The following is a 22,927-nucleotide window of genomic DNA, read 5'->3' as shown; positions in this document are numbered from 1 at the left end:
ATGATTTACGAAATCCGTACCTATCGTCTGAAAACCGGCAAGACAGCCGAATACATCAATGCCGTTTCATCAGAGGGCATCAAAATACAGCAACCTTATCTCGGGCATCTGATCGGCTATTATTACTCCGAAATTGGCGCACTGAACGAGATTGTTCATATCTGGGCCTACGAGAGCCTCGATGACCGGGAAAGTCGGAGAGCCGCTCTGGCCCAAGACCCGGCATGGGTAGCGTTCATGCCCCGTATTCAATGCCTGATCGAGACAATGGAAAACAGGATCATGAAACCCTTTCCATTTATTGTGCCGCCTGCCGGCGGAGGTATTGGCTGATGACCGGGGAAGCCTGTTTTCAAACGGAGAACAGCGACCTCATCGAGAAATACAGCATCTCTTTCGTTCCCGAAAACGAACGGCACGGTCATGTACGCGACCTGTTCACCCTCTGGTTCACGACCAACATCGCTCCCCTCCCTATCGTCACAGGAGCGGCGCTGTTTGCCCGAAGCCACCTCTCCCTGTTTTGGTGTACAACAGCGATTATAGCCGGGCATTTTCTTGGTGCGCTGGTACTGGGTGCCTGCTCTGCCCAAGGCCCTCGAATGGGCCTGGCCCAGATGGTTCAGGCACGCGGCCAGTTCGGCCGCTACGGTTCCGTCATCATTACGCTGATTGCGTCTATTTTATATTTCGGTTTCTTCACGTCGAATACGGTCCTGGCCGGAGCCGCACTGCATGATGTGGTGCCGGTTTTCGACATCAGCGCGACCACCATTGTCGGGGCACTTTGCGCGGTGGGTATCGGCATTCTGGGATACAAGACGATTCACCTCCTGAACCGATGCGGAATCTGGTTCATGATGTCGGCGCTTGCACTGGCCTTCCTTCTCATTTTCCGCCAAGCCCCTCCCGCTGTCTGGCAAATCGGTAGTTTCAACAGATGGGGCTGGTTTCTGACGTTCTCGACATCACTGGTCTGGAATACATCCTATTCCTGCTATACGTCCGACTATTCCCGCTATCTACCCGCATCCGTCGGCATTGCCCGACCATTCGCCATGAGTTTCTTCGGCGCCGCAATCGGCGCTTCTCTCAGTTTTATCTTCGGCGCGTTCGTGTCCGCGGCCGAACCGACCATAGCGGACCCGCTTCATGCATTGAGCATCCTGAGCGGCGCCCTGTCGCGCCCTCTTCTGCTTCTGTTCGTGCTGAACATCATCAGCCACAATGCATTGAACGCATATGGCGCCAGCCTGTCGATCATCACATTGATTCAGACTTTTTTTGCGAAATGGTCACCGGAACGCGTCGCCCGTATCGCCATATCGTCCAGCCTCCTCATAACGGGGCTGATATTGTCGTTGATGTTCACGACAACCGTCGTGCCGGTTTTTCTGAATATCGTATTTGCACTGCTTATCGTACTGGTTCCCTGGGTCACGATCAATATTTCTGATTTTTATTTCTTCAGAAAAGAAAATTACGATGTCGGATCTTTTTTTAAGTCTGACGGCGGAATTTATGGACTTGTGAATTTTCCTGCCGTCGCAGCTTTTTTCGTTGGAGTTTCTGTCCAGATTCCTTTCGCGACGAATGCTTTTTTTTCTGGACCATTTTGCGGTGTATTTAGCTCTATCGATATAGGATGGATTATATCACCGCCCGTTACTATTTTATCCTTCTTTCTCCTAAATCAAAAGATTTTATGGATAAAATAAACTCAGCGTAAGCATTTAAATTACATAAAATGCTTACAAAGCATGTGTACCAACATGTACCTGCACTACGAAAATTCGCACTGCCCGACTGGGCGGACAAATACCCGCATATGTTGACCGAGACCGTAAGCAATGACGACAAACGGTAACACGGATTCAGAGTCTCTGCGATCCGGACCAAGAGGCCGAAACCAGACAGAGTTCCGGCGTTATCTGGTCAGCGGTCGACTATCGCTGGTCACGCTCGCCGAGGCCCTGACGGTGGCGGAGATGCACAGTTTCCGGAAAGCTGCGTCCATGCTCGGCGTCATGCCCTCAGCGGTCAGCACACGGATCAGCGGGCTGGAAGACAGTCTCGGCTATCGTCTGTTCGACCGGCAACACGGCGTCCGCCCAACGCTCCAAGGGCATGTCTTCCTCGATTTCGCGGAACGCGCACTCAGCCTGATCGCGCAGGCCGTGGCGACTGGAGGAAGCGCATATCGCACGAACGCCCTGCATATCGCCCTCCAGTCCGCCACGACGTCCGGCACTCAGGCGCGCCTGCTGGAGCAGTTCAGTCTGTCGTCGCCAGACGTCTTCCTTATCCCCGAGGAAGTATCACCGGCGGATCTCGCGGGTAACCTTCGCAGGCGTAGGCTCGATATCGCGCTGACGCCGTGGGTGCCCGACGAACGTGGTGTCATTCTGTCCCGTCCTCTCTGGCATGAAGACATGCTGGTGGCCCTGAGCGATCAGGATGCGCTGGCTGCTCGGGCGACCCTGACTAGAGAGGATCTGGCAGGTCGCACGTTCCTGGTGCGCGCAGAAGGGATCGGACCATCACTGATGGAACGCCTTCTCCCTTGGCTCACGGAAGGATTGCGGGCACCCATGGTCGAGGAACTGCACGCCGGACGGGATACGCTGCTGCTGTCCGTGGCGAGAAACCGCGCACTGGCGCTTGTCATGCCGGGAGCACGCGATCTGCGCGCTCCTGGAGTCATCTTCCGTCCCCTGCGCGGCGGCCCAACGATGATCACGTTCCATGCCGCTTGGTCGCGTTACAACAACAGCCCGACATTGCGGGCTTTTCTTAAGACTGTGAAGACCGTATTCGGGCCGGACCGTGGTTTCGTGCCGAATACCGAATCGTGATATATGACGCGTCAGTCCTTATGGCCCGACAACATTTTCTTCCTGCGGCGAAGGAACGCATGATCCTCGCTCATAAAGCGAGCAATCATATCGCCGGCGAGATTCGGGAGAGGAATTTTCTCTTTTCCGCCTCGGACAGGAGCGCCGCATAGAGTTCGAGGTCACGCCAGACATCGGCGGGCGATTGCAGGGTCAGCTTCACAGGTCTGGGATCGGCCAGACGGATGATTTTCAGGGAGTCACCGGTCATCGTTTTCCGCCTTGTATAACTTGAGAATTAAGTCGTGGCTCAGGACAACCGTGAACGGCAGCCCCGGCCGATCAGTGAGCGTCGGCTGGACGTTGAGGCTACGGTCGATCAGCCGGTTGCCGACCATGGAAAACCCATTGCTGGCCCCGGAACGGATGGCCTGCATGAGGTTGTTTTCATACCATGACGTCCCGGCTTCGGAGCCCACGCTGAGGAGGGTCGTGACCAGCGCTGCCCTGAAGAGCTGGCCCCAGTGATTATTCATATCATCGGACAGGCCGGACTGGCCTATGGCGTCGCCGCCGGGCAGCTTCTCCAGCACCAGGCTTTCACCATTCGGGAAGATCAACCGCGTCCAGATAATCTGGGTGCGCTGCTGGCCGAAGGAAATCCCGCTGTTATAGGCCCCGAAGAGAAGGCTTCCCTGCGGGATCAGGAGATAGCGGCCTGTCGGACTGTCATAGACGTTCTGGGTGACATGGCCGGTAATCTGGCCGGGCAGATCGGAACTGATTTTGGTGTTCAAGGCCCCCGCGATCACGGTACCCGCCTGAAGCACATAAGGCGAGGCTGCGGGCGTGACGGGATCCGGGCTGGTCGTCAGCCGATCCGGTTGGCCCGCAAGAAAAGCACGGTTGCCAGATTGTGGGTCCGTCGCAGGGGGCGCCGGCCCCTGAGCGGCAGAGGCACCCGGCGCGGACGACGTTGGCTGCTCGTTACCCCGGTCATGCTGCCCCATCTGCACGAACAGACGGCTGGAGATCGCGGCCTCCACCTCCTGCGCGGCCCGCCGGTCGTTGCCGCTAGCGGCGACCTTTCCCTGCTCCTGCGCTTTCAAAATGGTATGCCCCAGATCACCAGGCAGCGCTGGACCGAGCTTTGGCACCTCCTTGCCGACATAGTCGGACGGCAACCCCGCCAGACCATCGGCGGACGAATGCGCATCCGTGTCCTGGCTGGCAGCCGGGGGAACCGTCTGACGACTGCTTTCCAGCGCATAGCCCAGGGCAAACGCCACCGCGATCATGCCCACGCCCCCCAGAGACCAGACCACGGTGCGCGACAGTCGCACCACGCGCGGCCGTTCCGCCCGCAGGCGCAGATCGGGTGGTGGTGGTGACGCTGGCGCAGCACCTGCGGGGCTTCCCGCTGTCGGGGCCTGCCCGGTCATGTCCGCCGTCCATCGGTGCGCACGATCCGCACGCGCTGCTCAGAATGCTTGTCACCCAGGCGTAATTCGGCGGCGGCGAACAGGCGGTCAACGATCATCCAGTTCTGCCGGACTCGGTAATTGACCAGTTTCGGCCCGCCATCGGCCCCCAACACGAAGAGCGGCGGCAATTCCCCCTGCCCGATCCCCGATGGAAAGGCGATATAGACCTTGTGGCCGTCATCGAAGGCCCGGCTGGGCAGCCAGGGTGGTGTTCCGCCTTTGACCGGCTGGATGCCATAGCGGAAATTCAGCGCATTCAGGTCCAACCCCGCATCCACCGGCGCTTCATCCTCTGCCGCACTATCCTGCCGGTGCAGGGCAATCAGATCGTCCTCGGGATAATCCCACGACACCGACGCCATATACGTTGCGGGTGTCGAGCGCAGTTCCGCCAGATAGGTCCGGCGATCGGTGTTGACGATCAGGTTGGTGGTCAGATCGGGCCGTGTTGGCTTAATCAGGATATGGATGCGCTTCGTCGCGCCTGCTCCGCTTTCGGTATCGCCGATGATCCAGCGTACCGTATCCCCAGCGGCGACCGGCCCGCTGCCAACCAGCTTTTCGCCCTGCTGGAGCATGATGTCGGTGATTTCTCCCGGCGAGGCATAGATCTGATAGAGCGCGCCCGGACTATACGGATAGACCTGTACCGCATTGATGAACCCTGCCCGCGTGGGCTGGATGCGTGCGACGACATTGGCCTGGGTCACGCGCGCGGTCGGATCGACAGCTTCGGAAGCCGGATGGACCGTGCGTCGTGCGGGCAACGGTTTAAGCTGCCCCGGCAGGGGAAGCGGTCTGGAGACTTCCACGACCTCTACCGGCTTCGGTGGATCGGGAATTCTCGTTGCGCGTGCGGCGTCATCGTAGCGGATGACCGGCGGATGATACTGCTGCGCGCAGCCCGCCAGAGGCAGGGCCAGCAACGGCAGGACACGAAGAGCACGACGGATCATTGGCCCAGCTCCTTCGACCAGTTGATGGCGGAGACGTAGATTCCAAGAGGATTTTTCCGCAGATGATCGGCATCGCGGGGCGTGCGTAGCACGACCGACACGATGGCGGTCCAGCGTTCGGTGCCGGTGAAAGCGCCATCTCGGTAATGGCGCTCGGTCCAGGCAACACGGAAGCTGTCGGGGGACGCCCGGATCACCGAGGCGATGTCCACCTCGACCTGCTCATGGCCGATGCGTGAGAAGGGATCGTTGAGGCGTGCATAATCGTTCAGCGCCACGGCGCCCGATATGGTGGTGAAATCATAGGCCCGCAGCCAGTTGGCCCGCACCACGACCGGATCGGAGGACAGAGAACGGACATCCTCGATGAAGCGAGCTAGATACCACGCGATCTGCGGATCGGTCGGCGTGTAGGCGGCAGTCGCGGGGGCCACAACCTGCGCCTCGCCCAGATGGTCCACCTGCACGACCCAAGGCGCGATCGTGCCACGCGCGGATTGCCAGATCAGCCCGGCCCCGAGACCTGCGGAGAGAACCAACGAAGCGAAGGCCATGAGCCGCCAGTTGCGCGCCTGCACGCGGGCGGAGCCGATCCGCTCGTCCCAGATCTGCGCTGCCTTCTGATAGGGTGTGACCGGAGCGGGCGTGATCCCGTAACGGCTGGTGGAGCGACGGAACATCGTCCTCATTCCTTTTCCGAGAGATCAATGCTGGAACTTCCGCCGCCGCCATCGGCCGAGCGGATAACATGGGCGGCTTCGGCGGCATGGGTGGCTGCGTTGCGGCGCTTCATGCTCCGCGCCCAACGGGGTGGCGTGCCCTCGGGGCCAGAACCGCCGCCGGCAACACCCCCTCCGCCATTACCTGACGGGCTGCCGGACGACCCGGCACCCGCATCGGACCCTCCCGTGAAGCGTCCGCCTGTCGCGGTGAAAGCCCCTCGCGCGCCCTCGCCGTAACTCTGCTTCATGGCGGTGGCCGCAGACGACATTTTACTCTTCACGGCATTCGCGGCAGCGCTGCCCGGCGCCCGAGCGACACCGCCCAGCCCGGCTGCCATGCGGGCACCGGCACTTTCGCCAGCAGCATTCATGGCCCCCATGGAATAAGCCGTATTGGCCGCACCCGCGATCGTGGCTCCGCCACGCGCGGCGGCAGCGGTGGCACCCACGGCCGCAGCCCCACCAGAGGCAACCGCTCCAACGCCCGCCACGGCAGCGGCGCCCATCGCTCCCACCGCCATGCCGGTGCCGACAGCGGCGCCCGCGCCAAGCTGTGGCGCGCCGGAGATCAGACCATTGGCGATGCTGCCGCCATAAATGGACAAACCGACGATAGCGAGTGACGCCAGTACCACCGACGTTGCCTGTCCGACGGTGGGCACAGCATCGCCATAAAAAGTCGTAAACTGCCGGAATAATACAGACGCGATGCCGGAGATCACCGCCAGCACCATCACTTTCACGCCCGATGACACGACATTGCCCAGCACCTTCTCCGCCAGGAAGACCGTCCGGTTGAACAGGGCAAAGGGGATCAGCACGAAACCGGCGAGGCTGGTCAGCTTGAACTCGATCAGGGCCACGAAAAGCTGCACGGCCAGGATGAAGAACGCCGCCAGCACAATCAGCCAGGACAGGCACAGCACAAAAATCTGGATGAAGTTTTTGAAAAACGCGACGGGGCCGAGAAGATTATGAACGGACTCCAGCAGCGGCTGGGCCGCGTCGAACCCGGTCGCGGCCAGTCGACCGGGACGGAGGAAATCTGACAATGTCAGATTGCCACCCCCGGCCTTCAGGCCCATGGCGGCGAAACTGTCGAACACCACCTTCGCAAAATGGTCGAAATTGTTGATCAGGAAAGCGAAGAAACCAATATACAGCGTCTTCTTCACCAGACGCTGGATGATGTCCTCATCCGCCGCCCAGGCCCAGAACAGCCCGGCCAGTGCGATATCGAGCACGGACAGCGATCCCGCCAGCGAAACAACGTTTCCTTTCAGCATACCGAAGCCGCTGTCGATCGTGGTCGTGAAGGTGTTCAGGAAGGTATCAATAACGCCCACGTCGTTGGTGGCCATGGCCGTCAGTTCCCGCTGCCGCCGAACATGGACACCGTTCCCGGCACATAGGCGTCATGCTGCGAAAAATGCTGATACTGCGCGTCACTTTCCGCTTCCGTTGCTGCATCACGTGCCTGTTGCAGAGCCGTGGCGCGACAGTTGGCGGCCAGTTCGGCCTGGATGTCGGACAGTTGTCGGGATTGCAGGGCCAGAAGCTGGTTGCCGGCTTGTGCCGCCTGCAACGCCCCCGTGGAGGTCTGGCTGGCCGAGACCAGTTGCGTCATGGCCGAGCTATCGCTGGGGATGTTCCCAACCACCCGCGCCTGCAATTTCAGGGCGTCCTCAAACCCGCCAACGGAATTCTGCCACCGCGTCTGCGCCTGGCTGAACAGGGTGCGGTCGGACATGCCGGAGGACACTGACGTATACGTCTGCTGATACTGCTGCTCGACGGATTGCACGCTGTAGGCGATGTTCTGCGCCTGAGCGAGTAGAGCCGTCGTCTTGGAAATCGTTGACTTCAACGTCGACAATGTCGACAGAGGCAGGCTCGCCAGATTGCGACCCTGATTGACCAGCATCTGCGCCTGGTTGGTGAGTGACGTGATCTGATTATCGATCTGCTGGAGCGTGCGCGCCGCGATCAGCACGTTCTCGACGTGGTTCGCGCCGTCATACACCGCCCATTGCGCGTGGGCCGGACGCAAGGGAAAGAACGTCCCGCAAACTGCCAGCATTGCAGAGGTAAGAAGGACACCCCGGCACAAATGCTTTTCGCTCGCACGACCGAAAAATTCAGCCCAAGGCCGGAAAGATTTTTCCGTCATGGCACGCCCTCCGATCCGCGATCGTCACGCAGAAGATCGGCTGCCCATGACACGCCACGCGCTTCGAACCACGCGGGCAGAAAGCCATCCCGCCCATGCTCCGCCAGCACCGCATTGATCAGCCTGTGATCGTCTTTGCCGGATGCGGCACACAGGGCGAGTGCGACAGGCCCGAGCCCAAGCTCAAACAACCGGTTTCCCCGCTGGGTCTGGCAGTAATATTCCCGTTTCGAGGCTGCGCGGGAGATGATGGCGATCTGCCGGTCATTCAGCCCGAAATCCCGATAGAGCGCCGTGATCTGTGGCTCGATGGCGCGCTCGTTGGGCAGGAAGATCCGCGTCGGGCAGCTTTCCACCACGGCTGGGGCAATCGGCGAGTTGGCTATGTCGGACAGGCTTTGCGTTGCGAAAATCACCGATGCGTTCTTCTTGCGCAGCGTTTTCATCCACTCACGCAACTGGCCAGCGAAGTCTCCGTCATCCAGGACCAGCCAGCCCTCATCGATGACCAGCAGGGTCGGCCGCCCGTCGAGACGACCCTCGATCCAATGGAACAGGTAGGACAGCACGGAAGACGCCGCACCCGAGCCGATCAGCCCCTCGGTCTCGAACACCACCACATCAGCGTCCCCCAGGCGCTCGGCGTCCGCGTCCAACAGGCGGCCATAGGGACCGCCGAGGCAGTAGGGCGCCAGAGCCTGTTTCAGGGCGTTGGACTGAAGCAGCGCCACCAGACCGGACAATGTGCGTTCTGGTACCGGCGACGATGCCAGGGAATTCAGGGCGGACCAGAGATGGGCTTTGACGTCCGGCGTCAGCGTTACGCCCTCACCGATCAGAATCTGACCCAGCCATTCACTGGCCCACTTGCTCTCGTCGGGATCGTCAATCCGCGCCAGCGGCTGAAGGGCGACGGCGGCGGTTTCTATGTCGCCGTCCGACAACCCACCCCCGAGATCGTGCCAGTCGCCACCCATCGCCAACGTCGCCGCGCGCATGGAACCACCAAAATCGAAGGCGAAAATCTGCGAGCCCACGTAGCGGCGGAACTGGAGCGCCATCAGCGCCAGCAGCACCGACTTCCCCGCCCCTGTCGGGCCGGCGATCAGGGTATGACCAACATCCCCGACATGCAGGGAAACCCGGAAGGGTGTCGCCCCCGCCGTTTTTCCGTAGAACAGCGGCGGCGCCTTGAAATGCACATCCCATTCCGGGCCAGCCCACACGGCGGACAGCGGGATCATATGCGCGAGGTTCAGGGTCGAAACCGGCGGCTGACGGACATTGGCGTAGACATGGCCGGGAAGAGAGCTGAGCCATGCTTCCACGGCGTTGAGGCTTTCCGCCATGCAGGTGAAATCGCGACCCTGGATGATCTTTTCGACCAGCCGCAGCTTCTCGGTCGCTATGGACGCGGAACCATCCCACACCGTCACCGTGGCAGTGATATACGCCTGCCCGACATCATCGGCGCCGAGAGACTGCAAGGCCAGATCGGCATCCGCCGCCTTGTTGGCGGCATCGTTGTCCACGAGAACCGAGGCCTCGTTGGTCATGACCTCCCGGACAATGGCTGCGATGCTCTTGCGCTTTGCGAACCACTGCCGACGGATTTTTGTCAGCACCTTCATCGCATCCGTCTTGTCCAGCAGGATCGCACGGGTAGACCAGCGATACGGCATCGCCAGCCGGTTCAGATCGTCCAGAATTCCGGGGAAAGTCCGGCTGGGGAAACCTGTGATCGTCAGGGTTTTCAGAAACGCATCACCGAGCTTCGGTTCCAGGCCGCCCGCGAGCGGCTGGTCGACCAGGAGCGCATCGAGGTGCATCGGAATTTCCGGCACTCTGACGTGCTGGTTACGGGTGGAAATGGTCGAATGCAGATAGGTCAGCGTCTCGGCGTCATTCAGCCACGCCGCCTCGGGCATGAACCCATCCAGCAGAGCCAGCATCCGGTCGGAGCGATCCACGAAGGCATGGAGCATGCCATGGGGATCAGGGCCGTCCCGTTCCCTGCCTTCATAGAGAAAATCCTCGGCACGACCGGAAGATTCCGCAGGCGGTAGCCACACCAGCGTGAGAAAGTAGCGGCTTTCGAAATGCGCCCCCTCATCCTCGAACTGCTCCCGGCGTTCCAGATCGACCATCTGGCTGGCCGCGTCGGGAAAATCGCCCTCCGGATACAGCGTTGCCGGAACGCGCTGCGCTTCCACGAACACCGCCCAGCCGGAGCCAAGGCGACGAAGCGCGTTATTCAACCGCCCGGTCACGCCCACCAACTCGGCGGGCGTGGCGGAATCAAGATCGGGACCACGAATGCTGGCCGTTCGCTGGAACGAACCGTCCTTGTTCAGGACAACACCTTTTTCGACCAGCGCCGCCCATGGGAGAAAATCCGACAGGAGGGAATTACGATTACGATATTCACCAAGGGACATCATCGCCCTACCCTCCCTATGCTCGGAGCCAGGCGGGGTAGCGAAGATGCCGCCGCCCGACTTCCACGAACAGCGGATCGCGCTTCGCCCCCCAGACCGCGAGGCTGTGCCCCACGATCCAGAACACCGCGCCGACTAGCCAGAGCCGCAGCCCCAGCGAGATCGCAGCCCCCAGCGTGCCGTTGGCGATGGCCAGGGTACGGGGTGCGCCACCCAACAGGATCGGATCGGTCAGGGAGCGATGCACCGGCACATGAAAGCCCGGTACCCCGTCATCGTCATATCCGGCGGCCATCAGATCAGTGCTCCGCCGGAGAAGGAGAAGAACGACAGAAAGAACGAGCTGGCCGCAAAAGCGATGGACAGACCAAACACGATCTGGATCAGGCGACGGAAGCCGCCCGAGGTTTCCCCGAAGGCCAGCGTCAGGCCGGTCACGGTGATGATGATCACCGACACGATGCGCGCCACCGGTCCCTGCACGGATTCCAGGATCTGGTTGAGCGGTTCCTCCCACGGCATGTCCGACCCGGACGCCAGGGCCGACGAGCACCATGCGATGGACAGCAGCAGCATGGCGGAAACGACAGGCGCGTGCCGACGCACGCGGAGCAGCGCGAGGTTCATTGGAAATCTCCATCGGTATGAACTGGATGAATGCGATAGGCGCCTGTGGCGGGATCGAGCCCATCCACGGTGGCGAGTTCGGACAGTCGGCGCTGCGTGCCCCGACCGGAGAGGACAGCGATCACGTCGATCGTTTCGGCAATCAATGCACGGGGCACCGTGACGACGATCTCCTGGATCAGTTGCTCCATACGATGCAGGGCGCCGATGGCCGTGCCCGCATGCAGCGTGCCAATCCCACCGGGATGACCCGTGCCCCACGCCTTGAGCAGATCCAGTGCTTCGGGACCGCGCACCTCGCCGATGGGAATACGGTCAGGTCGCAGACGCAGGGCCGAGCGCACCAGTTCGGACAGCGTGACAACGCCATCGCGCGTACGGAGCGACACAAGGTTCGGCGCCCGACACTGAAGTTCGCGCGTATCCTCGATCAGCACAACACGGTCGTCGGTCTTTGCCACCTCGGCCAGCAGGGCGTTGACCAGAGTGGTCTTGCCGGTGGATGTGCCACCCGCGACAAGGATGTTCCGCCGCTCCGCGATCGCCCGGCGCAGGAACTTCGCCTGGCCTTCCGTCATGATCCGGGCGGCGACGTAATCATCGAGGGTGAACACCGCGACGGCGGGCTTGCGGATCGCAAAGCTCGGCGCAGCCACAACCGGAGGTAGCAGACCCTCGAACCGCTCACCAGTCGGCAGTTCCGCCGACACGCGCGGCGCGGCGTCATGGACCTCGGCGCCGACATGGTGCGCCACCAGCCTTACGATCCGCTCGGCATCAGCCGGGGTGACATGGTCTCCGGTGTCCGCCAGCCCTTCGGATAGCCGATCGATCCACAGCCGCCCATCCGGATTGAGCATCACCTCGACCACGGCCGGGTCGGCGAGACGCCCCGCTATGGCCGGCCCCATCGCCGTGCGCAGCATGGACATGCCGCGCGCCCTGACGCTGTTTTCGATTGCTGTGACCGGCATGCGCGTCCCCATCCGTTCGGGCCGTCCGACCAGCGCGGACGACGACGGGGATGATTAGAAAGGGGCGGATTTATTGGGCCGCAACAACGAATTCGGTCGATGCGGCGTTCGGGTAGGAAACGGACAGCTATTCGGTCGGGTCGTTCTCCGCTGCCCCCTGCCGCGCGGCGATGTCACGCGAGCGCTCGCGCAGGAATCGGTCGCCGGTCGCCAGGCGCCGCTCTAGCGCCGTCAGGAACCCTTCGAACCGCTCCAGCCCCATCGCCCGCGCCGAGGCCCGCGCGCTCTCCGGCAGCGGTGGTGTGCTGGTCAGCCAGAAGCGGATAAACAGGGTCAGGGTCTCCGCCAGGATGGAAATGTCCTCCTCCAGGCCGGCGATCTGGCGCGACATGCGGTCCAGCCGCCGCGACGTCGCGGCCTCCTGCCGTTCGACGGCGTCATCCGTCAGGAAGGACAGCACCGCGGTCTCGACCAGCGCCGATTTCGAGAGATCCCGCCGTGCGGCGCGCGCTTCCAGCTGCTTAAGGATGGCCGGGTCGAAATAGATGTTCAGGCGTCGGCTGCGCTTCTGCATGATGGCCCCCTACAAGCCCAGCCCGTCGGCCGGATCCATGCCGGCCTGGCGCGCGACACCCCGCTGCGTCCGGAGCCATTCCGCCGTCCGGCGCGCCTCTTCGTCCTGGTCCTGCTCAGGGAGATCGAATTCCCAGGCGGGGTCAGGCCGCGGTGCGATATCCTCATGCTCCGGCAGGTCCGGCTCGCGCCGGATCCCGCCGTCGGTGTCGGCGCCCTCGGTCGTTCCCTGTGTGGAAGCGGGTTCCTCGTTTGGCGCGCCCACCGGATCAGGCGCCGCGCTGACCCCCGCCCAGGCGTCGGCGACACAAATGGCCTCCCCTTCTCCGCAGGCGGCGGGCTCGGGCGGCGACAGGATGCGCTCCCGGAAACGCGGATCGTCGTAATAGCGGGCCTTGAGCGCGCGGATCGGCGGGCAGCCGGAGAGCATGACCAGTTCCTCATGGTCGGGAAGCTGCTGCACCTCACCCGGCGTCAGCAGGGGCCGTGCCGTCTCCTGGCGGGAGACCATGAGGTGTCCCAGCCAGGGCGAGAGGCGGTGGCCGGCGTAATTGGTGGCATCCCGCTGCTCAGTCGCCATGCCGAGTGCGTCGGATACCCGTTTCGCGGTCCGCTCGTCATTGGTCGCGAAGCTGACCCGGACATGGCAATTGTCGAGGATCGCATTGTTGGGGCCATAGGCTTTCTCGATCTGGTTCAGCGACTGGGCGATCAGAAAGGCCCGGATACGGTAGCCGGCCATGAAGGCCAGCGCGCTCTCGAAGAAATCTAGACGCCCCAGGGCGGGAAATTCGTCGAGCATCAGCAGCAGGCGGTGGCGCTTCCCCGCCGCGTCGAGATCCTCGGTCAGCCGGCGGCCGATCTGGTTCAGCACCAGCCGGATCAGCGGCTTGGTGCGGCTGATGTCCGAGGGCGGCACGACGAGGTAGAGCGAGGCGGGCCGCTCGCCCTGAACCAGGTCCGCGATCCGCCAGTCGCAGCGGCTTGTGACGTGAGCGACCACGGGGTCGCGATAGAGGCCGAGGAACGACATGGCGGTGGACAGCACGCCGGAGCGCTCATTGTCCGACTTGTTCAGCAATTCCCGCGCCGCCGAGGCCACGACCGGATGCGGTCCCTTGGTCCCGAGGTGATTCGTCCGCATCATCGTCGCCAGGGTGGCTTCGATCGAGCGTTGCGGGTCGGACAGGAATTTGGCCACCCCGGCCAGCGTCTTGTCCGCTTCGGCATAGAGGACATGCAGGATCGCGCCGACCAGCAGGGAATGGGAGGTCTTCTCCCAATGGTTGCGCCGCTCCAGCGCCCCCTCGGGATCGACCAGGATGTCGGCGATGTTCTGGACGTCACGGACCTCGTATTCGCCCGGCCGGACCTCCAGCAGCGGGTTATAGGTGGCGGACGCCCTGTTGGTCGGATCGAACAGCAGCACGCGGCCGAAGGTGGCGCGGAAACCGGCGGTCAGCTCCCAGTTCTCCCCCTTGATGTCATGGACGATCGCCGAGCCGGGCCAGGTCAGCAGGGTCGGGATCACCAGCCCGACGCCCTTGCCCGAGCGGGTCGGCGCGAAACACAGCACATGGTCGGGGCCGTCATGGCGCAGGTAGGCGCGGCGATACCGCCCCAGCACCAGTCCGTCGGAACCGAGCAGACCGGCCCCGGCGACTTCCTGCCGGCTGGCCCAGCGGGCGGAACCGTAGGTTTCCACCCGCCGCCGCTCCCGCGCCCGCCAGATCGACAGCGCGAACGCGACGATGACCGCCAGGATGACGCCGGCGACGCCGATCCGCGCGCCCCGCACGAACACCGAGGGCGTGTAGGCATCGAATTCGTACCACCACCAGAAGAACAGCGGCGGGGCATAGACCGGCCAGCGCTTGTCCAGCAGGAACCAGGGCCGCCCCAGCGCGGGCTGGAAGCCCAGCCGCCAGGCGGTCCATTCCGTCGCTGCCCACCAGAACATGAGGACGATCGTCAGGACCAGGATCACCTGGCCCCAGAGCACGCGCGTGGCGGACATGGCTTCCTCCCTGACAGAACACCTGTCCGTCAGCGAAGGAACAGCGGGAATTTCCGCAAGCGGATTCAGCCGCCGGGCGGCAAGCGGCGGCGAAAGGGTAAGTAATCGGCGGGAGGTCTATTGCAGCGTTTTGCCACCGGGCACGGTCAGCAGTTGGCGGTAACCGACATCGCGCATCCAACGTGCCCGGGCCATGTGCGAGTCCCAGCAGCGGCGCGCGCCGGGTTCGTCGTCCGCCGTGTCGCGGCCGAGCACGATCCGCGCGACCTCGCGCCAGTCCGCGCCGTCCGCCTCCGCGTCGAGTAGGCGCAGGTAGGTCACGTGATGGAGATGGTCATAGGCGGTCAGCGCCGGGCCGCCGGGGGCCTCGGCGGCGATCGCGGGATCAGGGTCGGCTTGCGCGGACATCGGGCACCTCGTCGCTTGGTTCCAGCCAATTAACCCAAAATGGGAGGCTGTGTCCCGAGGTGTGGTGTAGGAGCGCCGATCCTCGAGGGGTTCGATAGGATCAGGCTGCCACGGCGGGCAGGCTGATTGTGGGATTATGGCTGATGGCGGCCAGTCCTTCCAGTGTCATGTAGCGTCGGCACACGGCCCACTCGTCGTTCTGTTCGAGCATCAAGGCACCGACGAGGCGGATGATGGCGGCGTCGTTGGGGAAAATGCCGATGACGTCGCAGCGACGCTTGATCTCCCGGTTTACCCGCTCGATCGGGTTCGTTGACGAGATCTGTGTCCAGTGCTCTCGGGGAAAGCCCATATAAGCCAGGACATCCGCCTCTGTCCGCTCCATGAATTCGGCCAGCTTCGGGAAGCCTTCGCGCAGTGTGTCCGTGACGTGCCGCCATTGGCGTGACGCGTCCTCGGCGGTTTCCTGCGTGAAGATCGTGCGCAACAGGGCCGTGATGGCAGGACGTTGTTTTGTGTGGGCATAAGCGAGTGCGTTGCGCATCCAGTGCACCCGGCAGCGTTGCAGGGTCGCGTTGAACACGCGACCGGCCGCGGCGCGCAGACCGGCATGGGCATCGGCGACCACCAGCTTCACGCCCCGCAGGCCGCGATCGGCCAGGGAACGCAGGAAATCGGTCCAGAACGCTTCCGCTTCGGACGGTCCCGTCGCCACGCCAAGCACCTCACGGCGACCGTCCATGTTCACGCCCACGGCGATTATCACGGCAATCGAGACGATACGACCGCCCTGACGGAGTTTCAGATACGTCGCATCGATCCACAGATACGGCCACTCGCCTTCGAGCGGGCGGGACAGGAAGGAGTTGACCCGCTCGTCGATTTCGCCGACCAGACGGCTGACCTGGCTTTTGGAGACGCCACCGGCGCCCATAGCGCGGACGAGATCATCGACCGACCGGGTGGAAATCCCCTGCACATAGGCTTCCTGGATGACCGCCAGCAGCGCCTTTTCCGCCGTCCTGCGCGGCTCGAGGAAAGTCGGGAAATAGCTGCCCTTGCGCAGTTTCGGGATCGCAAGCTCGACCGTGCCCGCCCGGGTGTCCCAACTCCGGGCGCGGTAACCGTTGCGCTGGGTCGAGCGGGAGGTCGAACGCGCGCCCAAAGGGGCGCCAGTTCGGGCCTCGACCTCCATCTCCATCATCCGATCGGCAGCAAACGCCAACATCTCGCGCACAAAATCGCTATCCGACGCTTGCTCTACAAGCTCAAGCAGCGCCATCTTCTCATCGGTCATCGTCAGGTCCTTCTGGTTCAGTTTCGCACCCGAACCCTATCAAAGACCGGCGGTGGCCGCCTCAGCGGCCAATCTCACTCCTACACCACGCCTCGGGACACAGCCAAATGGGATAATCCCGAAATAGGATTAATGGCGCTGTTCCCCTTCCTCATCGGGAACGCGCCAATGCCGAAATCGCTGCGCTCGCCGCGTCAGCAGCGTCTCATGGAGTTGCTGATCGCGGCAAGGCGCGCCCGTGGTCTGACCCAGACCGAACTGGCCGTCCGGCTCGGCAAGCCCCAGTCCTACGTTGCAAAATACGAAACCGGTGAGCGCCGTATCGATGTGATCGAATTCCTCGATATTGCGACCACCATCGGAATCGACGTGGCAGCATTATTGTCCAACCTGGACGAATCGGCGTTTTGACAATCCCGACGAAATGCTGGTGCGGATGATCCGCGAAAATGCCGGATATATCTGGCTCCCGTCCCCAGCCAGAGCGATCATCATACCCTCCAACCCAATTTAGTCTTGGAGGGTATGGCTATTTGATAACCCAGGGGTAAGGTATGAGGACAACCGAGGAGAGGTGTCTTCCTGCCACTTAAGCAGCACATGCAGCACATACCGTCTCAGCGTGACTCAGGAACGAGCGAAATGATCGATATTCGGGTCGGTCGTCAAATGGCCATACCCTGGGGTGCCAGAAATATTGATGCTGAAGAGGTGCTTCCATAAGTTCTTGAGAGAAAGGATTCACGCCCATGAGCGATACGACAACCTCGACAGTCCTGGAGTTTCCAACGAAGCCGACGAAGACCCTCTCTTCACATGAGAAGATCTGGGGCAAAGCCGTGCTGACCCACGGTTACACGGCGCTGCCTTCCATGCTGATTCAAGCTCAAAGCCGTCTCGGGATCACGCCACTCCAGTTCAATATTCTGGCCCAGCTTCTGGACTATTGGAGGGATCCGACGCGGGCACCTTTCCCCTCGAAAGCGGATCTCGCCGATCGGATTGGCTGCAAACCCAAAACGATCCAGACGAATATCCGGGCTCTGGAGAAGGCAGGCCTCGTTGCTCGCGAGCTACGCCGTACCGCCGCCGGAGACTGGAACTCGAACATCTATCACCTGACCGGCCTAGTCGGTCGCGTGCAGAAGCTCGAACCGGAATTCGCGGAAGCGAAGGCGAAAAAGCGCGAAGCCCGCGAGGCGCAAAAGAGGGCTGAAACGCCGCGGCATCGGCGCAATGAGCAGGCCTGAAAACAAGTTACCCCGGGCGCATGCGTGAGCAGAGGCGGTCCCGGGGTGTCCACGGGTATAGATAAATGAGCCCCCACCTCATTGCAAGAGTTTCGAGGAACACCCCATGACCGAAGTAGCGGAGATGGAGGATGCTCTCTCGCTGGAGCGCTTCGCCCGCTACGTGGCGTGGGCAGACGGCGACCGAACGCGCGCGCTCGAACTCTATGCCCTGAACACCCAGCTTTCCGAGGCGCTCTACACCCCTCTCCAGGTGCTGGAACTGGCGTTGCGCAACCGTGTCCACACGATCATGTCCGCCACTTATGGCGAGCGCTGGTTCGACGCTGACGGCCTCCTTCAGGCACCGCATCAACGGGAACAGGTTCAGGGCGCGCTCGCCGAACTCGCCAAGGACAAAAAGGAACCGCTGCCCGGTCGCGTAGTGGCAGCTCTCACATTCAGCTTCTGGACCGCTATGGTCAGCCCTGTTTACGAGAATCTCTGGCGCAGCAGCTTGTCCGCGATCGCGGCGAAGCCGGATGGCAAACGGCTTGGCCGCAAACAGTTCTCCCGCCCGCTTACACCAATCCGTCTTTTGCGAAACCGTATCGCACACCACGAACCCATCCTCCACTGGGATCTGCGTAAGCATCACGCCACCATGCTGGAAATGACGGCGTGGCTTTCACCGCCTGCTGCCCGCTGGTGTGTTCGCGTCGACCGGTTTCCCGCCACTTATCCCACTGGGGGCTATCAGTTGGCAGTCGATCATGAAGGATTGTCCTGAACCACGGGGACCGGCGATCACCAAAGACGCGCCGGCCAAAGGTACGCGGTGTCGTATACCGGGCCAGGTTGCAATCAGATGAAATGTTCGCTCCCTTTCTTACAATCCCAGCCCCCGTTGCCGGCCCAGTTGCCAGTCCATCGTCCCGGCCCGCATGACGCCGGAAATCTCCTGCCCGATCCGCTGATCGATCACCGGCTTCCATGGCACCAGCACGAATTCCTGCGCGTTCTCGACCAGAGCGTAGGTGCCGCTCGCCAGCCGCACTTTCTCGCGCAATGTGCCCCGCATGGTCTCACCCTCCGCCAGCGCCCGAAATGACGTTTCGCGCGTTGCTGCCATTTCGCCGCCGACCCGCTCCAGTTCCCGTCGCTCCAGGGTGGCGAGCAGGCCCTTGCGGTAACGGATATCTCCGTCCGGACCATGCCAGGCGTCACCGCGTTCGACCAGCCGCTCCTGCCGCCGCTGCCGTGCCGCGATCACCTCGTGCCCGAAGCCGGAATCGACTACGCCCGACGTCCCGCATGCCACCAGCCCGCGATCCAGCCACGTCGCGCCGTCCGCCGTAACCTGGGCGTCGAGATCGAGGATAGACAGGACCCGGACGGAAAGCTGTCGCGCGCGGGCCGTATCGTATGCGGCCGCGCGGTCCAGATAGTCGGCTGGGATTTGCCACATGCCGTCCTCGACCCGCTCCACGATGCCGGCGCGGCGCAGGGCTTCCAATCGGCGGACATGAGACGCGATATAGGCGTCAACGTCACCACCGGGAACGTGCGGCTTCGCCCGCGCCCGGGCGAGATGCGCGTCCGCGCGATAGACGCCGCCCTGCCCCGCGACCGCCACGATCTCCCGGTCCGCCGGACGGGGGCCGACGACCTCCGGGCCGACCGCGGCGATGCTGCCGGTGCGCACGCCCTCCAGCGCGGCGGGATCGATCCCCGTCACATGGTGCGTGCGGCCATCCGCGCCGTCGATGACCAGGCCGATCGTCTCGCCCAGTTCGTCCGACAGATGGCGGTCGATCAGGCGCCCCTCTACCGTCTCGCGCGACGCCGCATCGTGGAAGACGAACAGGCCAGGATCGAGGGCACGGCCCCGCTCGCGCATCGCCCGGTTCATGGCGCGGATGATGTCGCCACATTCGCCCAGTTCGCGGAGCGTTTTCTCCATCTCCGGCACAAGCTGCCAGACGCCCGGCTCGGCCTGGCTGGCGAGGCCCATCCGCTCCAGTTTCGCAAGCCGCCGCAGGCGCAGGGCATGATCTCCACCCTGCTCGCCGCGCATGTCGATCGGCCCGTCCTCGGCCAGCGCCAGCAACTGCCGGTCGATCCGGGGGAAGCGGTCCTGCTCGACCATGATCTCCAGCTTACGGCGCTGTTCCAGGACCGTCTCGGGGCCGAGTTCCAGCGTTACCAGTTCGGTCGCCCGCTCGCGCACGCCCTGGGTGATGTAGTCGCCGTTGATCACCAGATCGTCGCCCCGATCGTCGCGGCCGTTGATGACGATATGGACATGCGGATGGCCGGTGTTGAAATGGTTCACCGCCAGCCAGTCGAGCTTCGTGCCGAGGTCGGATTCCATCCTGGTCATCAGATCCCGCGTGAAGGCGGTCAGATCCTGCATCTGCTCGGCATCTTCGGGCGAGACGATGAAGCGGAACTGGTGTCGGTCATCGTGCCCGCGCTCGAGGAAGGCGTCGCCGTCGGCGCGATCGGTCTCCGGCCCGTAGAGCTTTCCCCGCTCGCCCTCGCGCGACGTGCCGTCACGCTGGATGTATTTCAGGTGGGCGCGCGCCCTGCCGTCTCTGCCGGGCGTGCGGATCATGCGCGACTTGACTATGACGCATCGGCTGCCGGACTTCGCATGAGTCCAGCCGGAAATCTGGCGCCCCCGCACGAAGGCCGCGCCGCGTCCTTTCCGGACGCCGGATCGACCGCCACGACGTGGGGCGGTACCGCCAGGACCACCAGGCATATCCGGGCCCGACGCGCCATGATTTCGGAGCGGCCGGGAGGTGCCCGACCGCCGCACGGTTGCCCGCATCCGCGACAGGAAACTCCGGGTCTTCCCGCCCTCTTTGCCACGGATGCGACCGGGCCGGATTTGGAAGCTTGTGTCGTCATCAGACGACATGACCGACACCGCAATTCACCGCCGTTTTCCGCACAGTGCCGTGCGGAAGGGCGGAATACAGCCGATTTCTGGAAAACCAACGCACTCCACGCGAAAAATCGACGGTGCCGCAACGCGGGACACCAACCCCATGTGCAGACAGACAAAACCGCAGGTTCGGGCCGGACGGAGTGCCGCGCCCTTTAATCTTGCCCTCTTAATCGGGCGGGTTTTTTGGTCAAGTTTTTCATTCTTCGTTTTCCTTTAGCTTCCTTTCACGATCACAGTTCTGCTCCTGGACTGGCATCTCGGCCCTGACTGAGGGTTCGTGGCACGCCGTGCACTCTTCCGCGCTCAGCGACGACTGATATGCCGCCCCATCCGTGGATGGGCGGCCGGCCTTTCGTCGTGGCGCATTTTGCCATCGGATTCACGGGGCAGCATCACAGGCACTCGAGCGGAGTCCCACGAGGCGTTCACCTGCGCGTGCTCCAGGCAAGATATCGTGCTTCCCGTCGTCCTCGACTGCACCCTTCCCCATCCGCCTTGGCGGATCTCCCTGTTCAGAACGCCGCGGTCATCCCGACACGCGGCGGAACATTCCTTTGCAGCTGGACACTCACGCGAGCGCCCGCGGCAATTTGCGGTTCTTGCAAGCGATATGACGGGCCCGCTCTTCGGGATCGACGGCCGGACCGCCGTCATAGACCGTTCCGTCGAGCCACATGGCATGCATGATCACGGCCATCTTGCGCGCCACGGCGACCGCCGCCTTGCGATGGCAGGACCGTTTCGCCAGTTCCAGGCCCCAGGTCCGCAGCTTGTCGCGCCCCTTGAAACGCGTCAGCAGGACCGACGCCGCTTCATAGAGGGACCGCCGCACCTCCGGATCGCCGGCCTTGCTGATGCGTCCCTGCACATCGATGCTGGTACCCGACTGCCAGCGCCGCGACGTCAGGCCGAAATACGCCGCGACGTCGCGCGAGCGCCGGAAGCGCGACGGATCGTCGATCGCCGTCATCACGCCAAGCGCGGTCACCGGCCCCACCCCCGGAATGGCCATGAACCGCCGGCACACCTCGTCACCCGCGACGATCCGCACCACCAGCTTGTGCAGCCGGGTATATTCTTCCCAGAGCACGGCCTTCGCCCGCAGCATCGCCTCCATGAGATCGCGGGTCAGCGCGTCCTGCGCCACGGCCTCGCGAACGGCGGTGTCGAAGCGCGCCCGCGAGACCGTGCCCAGGCGGATACCGAACGCCTTGAGCGAATGGCGGATCGTATTCTCGAGATCCATGAATTTGCGCTTGAGCGTGCTGCGCTGGGTCAGGATCAGACGCAGCCGATAGCTTGCTTCGCTCTTGATATGGGCCGTCCGGAACCAGCCGGTGCGCACGATATGCGCGATCCCCAGCGCGTCCGCCTTGTCGGTCTTGTTGCGCTGCGCCGACATCGCCGCCCGCACGTGTTTCGTCTCCAGGCAGACCGCCGGCAGGCCCAGCGCCAGCATCTCCGGATGCAGCCAGGGCGACAGGGAACCTGCCTCGTGACCCATACGGCGCAGGCGCGGCAGGAACGGCTTCACGGCATCCCTGAGCGCAGCCGGGTCCGTGGCCACCGTCGTTTCCAGATGCACGGTGCCCTGCTCGTCCACCACACAGACCGCCGTTTCGTCGATCGACACATCGAGACCGCAAAAGAATTCCATCGCACGCCTCCCGCGCTGCTGTTTCACCGCGGCAACTCTACCTTCTTTCCGGCCCGGGAGACCGCCAATCGACGACGACCGCTCAGGCTCGATTACGGCTGGCAGTTGCCCCTTCTCCTTCTCCCCCGTCCTGTGCTCATGGTTTCATGACTCCCGTCCGCGCATCGCCATCCTGCTCCGGTGCGCTGCGGGAGACGAAGAAATCGGGACGCCGGAAACCATCGCGGGCCGCGAAAAATTCGGCCGGAAAGGGATGAGGAGATACGGCCCTTTGCGACACGGAAACTGCGACCGGCATGAACGATTCCGAAGCCGTTTTTGCTCCGACAAAGAGCGATCCCGCCCGCCAATCCGCAACGATTTTCGCGGCCAGTCCCGAAGGAAAAGACGCCGGGTTTTCGATCAGGGTCCGAACGTGCGCGACATAGGAAACCGTCTCGCTGGGCAACGGACGACCAGTCGCCAGATGTTCGCCATAGCGGGCGGGACCGGCATTGTAGGCGGCGAGGAAACCCGCATCGCCATAGCGGTCGTGCAGCCATCGCAGATAGGCTGTCCCGGCCACGATATTATCATGCGGATCGA

At 63.0% G+C, this 22,927-nt stretch carries 23 protein-coding genes; 6 read left to right on the top strand and 17 right to left on the bottom strand.

The features are described 5' to 3' along the window. The 3 genes from HLH48_RS10480 (at window position 1) to HLH48_RS10470 (ending at window position 2,855) form a co-directional block, all read left to right on the top strand. Window positions 1–333 carry an NIPSNAP family protein gene (locus tag HLH48_RS10480; RefSeq protein WP_182997462.1) on the top strand — a complete coding sequence of 111 codons (333 nt, stop codon included), beginning with the start codon at window positions 1–3 and terminating at the stop codon, window positions 331–333. After that, window positions 333–1,718: a purine-cytosine permease family protein gene (locus tag HLH48_RS10475; protein WP_182997461.1), complete on the top strand. Its 1,386-nt coding sequence runs from the start codon at window positions 333–335 to the stop codon at window positions 1,716–1,718. Before HLH48_RS10480 ends, HLH48_RS10475 begins: the two co-directional genes overlap by 1 nt. A gap of 132 nt (window positions 1,719–1,850) precedes the next feature. Continuing rightward, window positions 1,851–2,855, top strand: coding sequence for a LysR family transcriptional regulator (locus HLH48_RS10470; protein ID WP_343065409.1), 1,005 nt, complete (start codon window positions 1,851–1,853; stop codon window positions 2,853–2,855). Window positions 2,856–2,940: 85 nt separating this feature from the next. Here HLH48_RS10470 and HLH48_RS10465 read toward each other — a convergent pair whose 3' ends face one another. The 14 genes from HLH48_RS10465 to HLH48_RS10400 form a co-directional block, all read right to left on the bottom strand. Beyond that, a complete protein-coding gene (locus HLH48_RS10465; RefSeq protein WP_182997460.1) occupies window positions 2,941–3,105 on the bottom strand; it encodes a DUF2274 domain-containing protein in 165 nt (54 codons plus the stop codon). Continuing rightward, window positions 3,095–4,276: a TrbI/VirB10 family protein gene (locus tag HLH48_RS10460; protein ID WP_182997459.1), complete on the bottom strand. Its 1,182-nt coding sequence runs from the start codon at window positions 4,274–4,276 to the stop codon at window positions 3,095–3,097. The genes HLH48_RS10465 and HLH48_RS10460 overlap by 11 nt, the downstream gene beginning before the upstream one ends. After that, window positions 4,273–5,274, bottom strand: a complete 1,002-nt coding sequence (trbG, locus tag HLH48_RS10455; RefSeq protein ID WP_182997458.1) for a P-type conjugative transfer protein TrbG — start codon at window positions 5,272–5,274, stop codon at window positions 4,273–4,275. Before trbG ends, HLH48_RS10460 begins: the two co-directional genes overlap by 4 nt. Beyond that, the gene (gene trbF, locus HLH48_RS10450) at window positions 5,271–5,954 is read right to left on the bottom strand and encodes a conjugal transfer protein TrbF (protein ID WP_182997548.1); all 684 of its coding nucleotides are present in this window, start codon (window positions 5,952–5,954) and stop codon (window positions 5,271–5,273) included. The genes trbG and trbF overlap by 4 nt, the downstream gene beginning before the upstream one ends. 5 nt (window positions 5,955–5,959) lie before the next feature. Next, window positions 5,960–7,357: a P-type conjugative transfer protein TrbL gene (trbL, locus tag HLH48_RS10445; RefSeq protein WP_182997457.1), complete on the bottom strand. Its 1,398-nt coding sequence runs from the start codon at window positions 7,355–7,357 to the stop codon at window positions 5,960–5,962. A gap of 5 nt (window positions 7,358–7,362) precedes the next feature. Next, the gene (gene trbJ, locus HLH48_RS10440) at window positions 7,363–8,166 is read right to left on the bottom strand and encodes a P-type conjugative transfer protein TrbJ (RefSeq protein WP_182997456.1); all 804 of its coding nucleotides are present in this window, start codon (window positions 8,164–8,166) and stop codon (window positions 7,363–7,365) included. Continuing rightward, complete coding sequence (gene trbE / locus HLH48_RS10435; RefSeq protein ID WP_182997455.1) at window positions 8,163–10,607, bottom strand: conjugal transfer protein TrbE; 2,445 nt, start codon at window positions 10,605–10,607, stop codon at window positions 8,163–8,165. The genes trbJ and trbE overlap by 4 nt, the downstream gene beginning before the upstream one ends. A 13-nt stretch (window positions 10,608–10,620) precedes the next feature. Next, window positions 10,621–10,899: a VirB3 family type IV secretion system protein gene (locus HLH48_RS10430; protein WP_182997454.1), complete on the bottom strand. Its 279-nt coding sequence runs from the start codon at window positions 10,897–10,899 to the stop codon at window positions 10,621–10,623. After that, on the bottom strand, window positions 10,899–11,231 hold the full coding sequence (locus HLH48_RS10425) for a TrbC/VirB2 family protein (RefSeq protein ID WP_182997453.1): 333 nt from the start codon (window positions 11,229–11,231) through the stop codon (window positions 10,899–10,901). Before HLH48_RS10425 ends, HLH48_RS10430 begins: the two co-directional genes overlap by 1 nt. Further along, window positions 11,228–12,205 (bottom strand): P-type conjugative transfer ATPase TrbB, encoded by a 978-nt coding sequence (trbB, locus tag HLH48_RS10420; protein ID WP_182997452.1) that lies wholly within the window; start codon window positions 12,203–12,205, stop codon window positions 11,228–11,230. Before trbB ends, HLH48_RS10425 begins: the two co-directional genes overlap by 4 nt. A gap of 127 nt (window positions 12,206–12,332) precedes the next feature. After that, window positions 12,333–12,779 (bottom strand): ribbon-helix-helix domain-containing protein, encoded by a 447-nt coding sequence (locus HLH48_RS10415; protein WP_182997451.1) that lies wholly within the window; start codon window positions 12,777–12,779, stop codon window positions 12,333–12,335. A 9-nt stretch (window positions 12,780–12,788) separates the two neighbouring features. Continuing rightward, window positions 12,789–14,795 (bottom strand): conjugal transfer protein TraG, encoded by a 2,007-nt coding sequence (locus tag HLH48_RS10410; RefSeq protein ID WP_182997450.1) that lies wholly within the window; start codon window positions 14,793–14,795, stop codon window positions 12,789–12,791. Between the two features lie 117 nt (window positions 14,796–14,912). After that, window positions 14,913–15,203, bottom strand: a complete 291-nt coding sequence (locus tag HLH48_RS10405) for a DNA -binding domain-containing protein (RefSeq protein WP_182997449.1) — start codon at window positions 15,201–15,203, stop codon at window positions 14,913–14,915. 100 nt (window positions 15,204–15,303) lie between these two features. Next, window positions 15,304–16,500, bottom strand: a complete 1,197-nt coding sequence (locus tag HLH48_RS10400; RefSeq protein ID WP_182997448.1) for an IS256 family transposase — start codon at window positions 16,498–16,500, stop codon at window positions 15,304–15,306. Window positions 16,501–16,632: 132 nt separating this feature from the next. Here HLH48_RS10400 and HLH48_RS10395 point away from each other — a divergent pair, with 132 nt between their 5' ends. The 3 genes from HLH48_RS10395 (at window position 16,633) to HLH48_RS10385 (ending at window position 18,519) form a co-directional block, all read left to right on the top strand. Then, the gene (locus HLH48_RS10395; protein ID WP_306309967.1) at window positions 16,633–16,911 is read left to right on the top strand and encodes a helix-turn-helix domain-containing protein; all 279 of its coding nucleotides are present in this window, start codon (window positions 16,633–16,635) and stop codon (window positions 16,909–16,911) included. A 338-nt stretch (window positions 16,912–17,249) separates the two neighbouring features. After that, on the top strand, window positions 17,250–17,750 hold the full coding sequence (locus tag HLH48_RS10390; RefSeq protein WP_182997447.1) for a helix-turn-helix domain-containing protein: 501 nt from the start codon (window positions 17,250–17,252) through the stop codon (window positions 17,748–17,750). A gap of 106 nt (window positions 17,751–17,856) precedes the next feature. Then, the gene (locus tag HLH48_RS10385) at window positions 17,857–18,519 is read left to right on the top strand and encodes an Abi family protein (RefSeq protein ID WP_182997446.1); all 663 of its coding nucleotides are present in this window, start codon (window positions 17,857–17,859) and stop codon (window positions 18,517–18,519) included. A gap of 99 nt (window positions 18,520–18,618) precedes the next feature. On the opposite strand, the gene HLH48_RS10380 is transcribed toward HLH48_RS10385, so the two are convergent. From HLH48_RS10380 to HLH48_RS10370, 3 genes are all read right to left on the bottom strand, one after another. Continuing rightward, on the bottom strand, window positions 18,619–20,346 hold the full coding sequence (locus HLH48_RS10380) for a DUF3363 domain-containing protein (RefSeq protein ID WP_246387225.1): 1,728 nt from the start codon (window positions 20,344–20,346) through the stop codon (window positions 18,619–18,621). A 907-nt stretch (window positions 20,347–21,253) separates the two neighbouring features. Continuing rightward, the gene (locus HLH48_RS10375) at window positions 21,254–22,342 is read right to left on the bottom strand and encodes an IS110-like element ISGdi15 family transposase (RefSeq protein WP_012222184.1); all 1,089 of its coding nucleotides are present in this window, start codon (window positions 22,340–22,342) and stop codon (window positions 21,254–21,256) included. 136 nt (window positions 22,343–22,478) lie between these two features. Next, on the bottom strand, window positions 22,479–22,927 hold a 449-nt coding region (locus tag HLH48_RS10370), incomplete at its 5' end, for a lytic transglycosylase domain-containing protein (RefSeq protein ID WP_182997444.1).

The sequence above is a fragment of the Gluconacetobacter sacchari genome (genome assembly GCF_014174255.1).
GTDB lineage: Bacteria > Pseudomonadota > Alphaproteobacteria > Acetobacterales > Acetobacteraceae > Gluconacetobacter > Gluconacetobacter sacchari.
The sequence above is the reverse complement of the archived record's forward strand: the minus strand, read 5'-3'. Positions and strand labels throughout refer to the sequence as shown.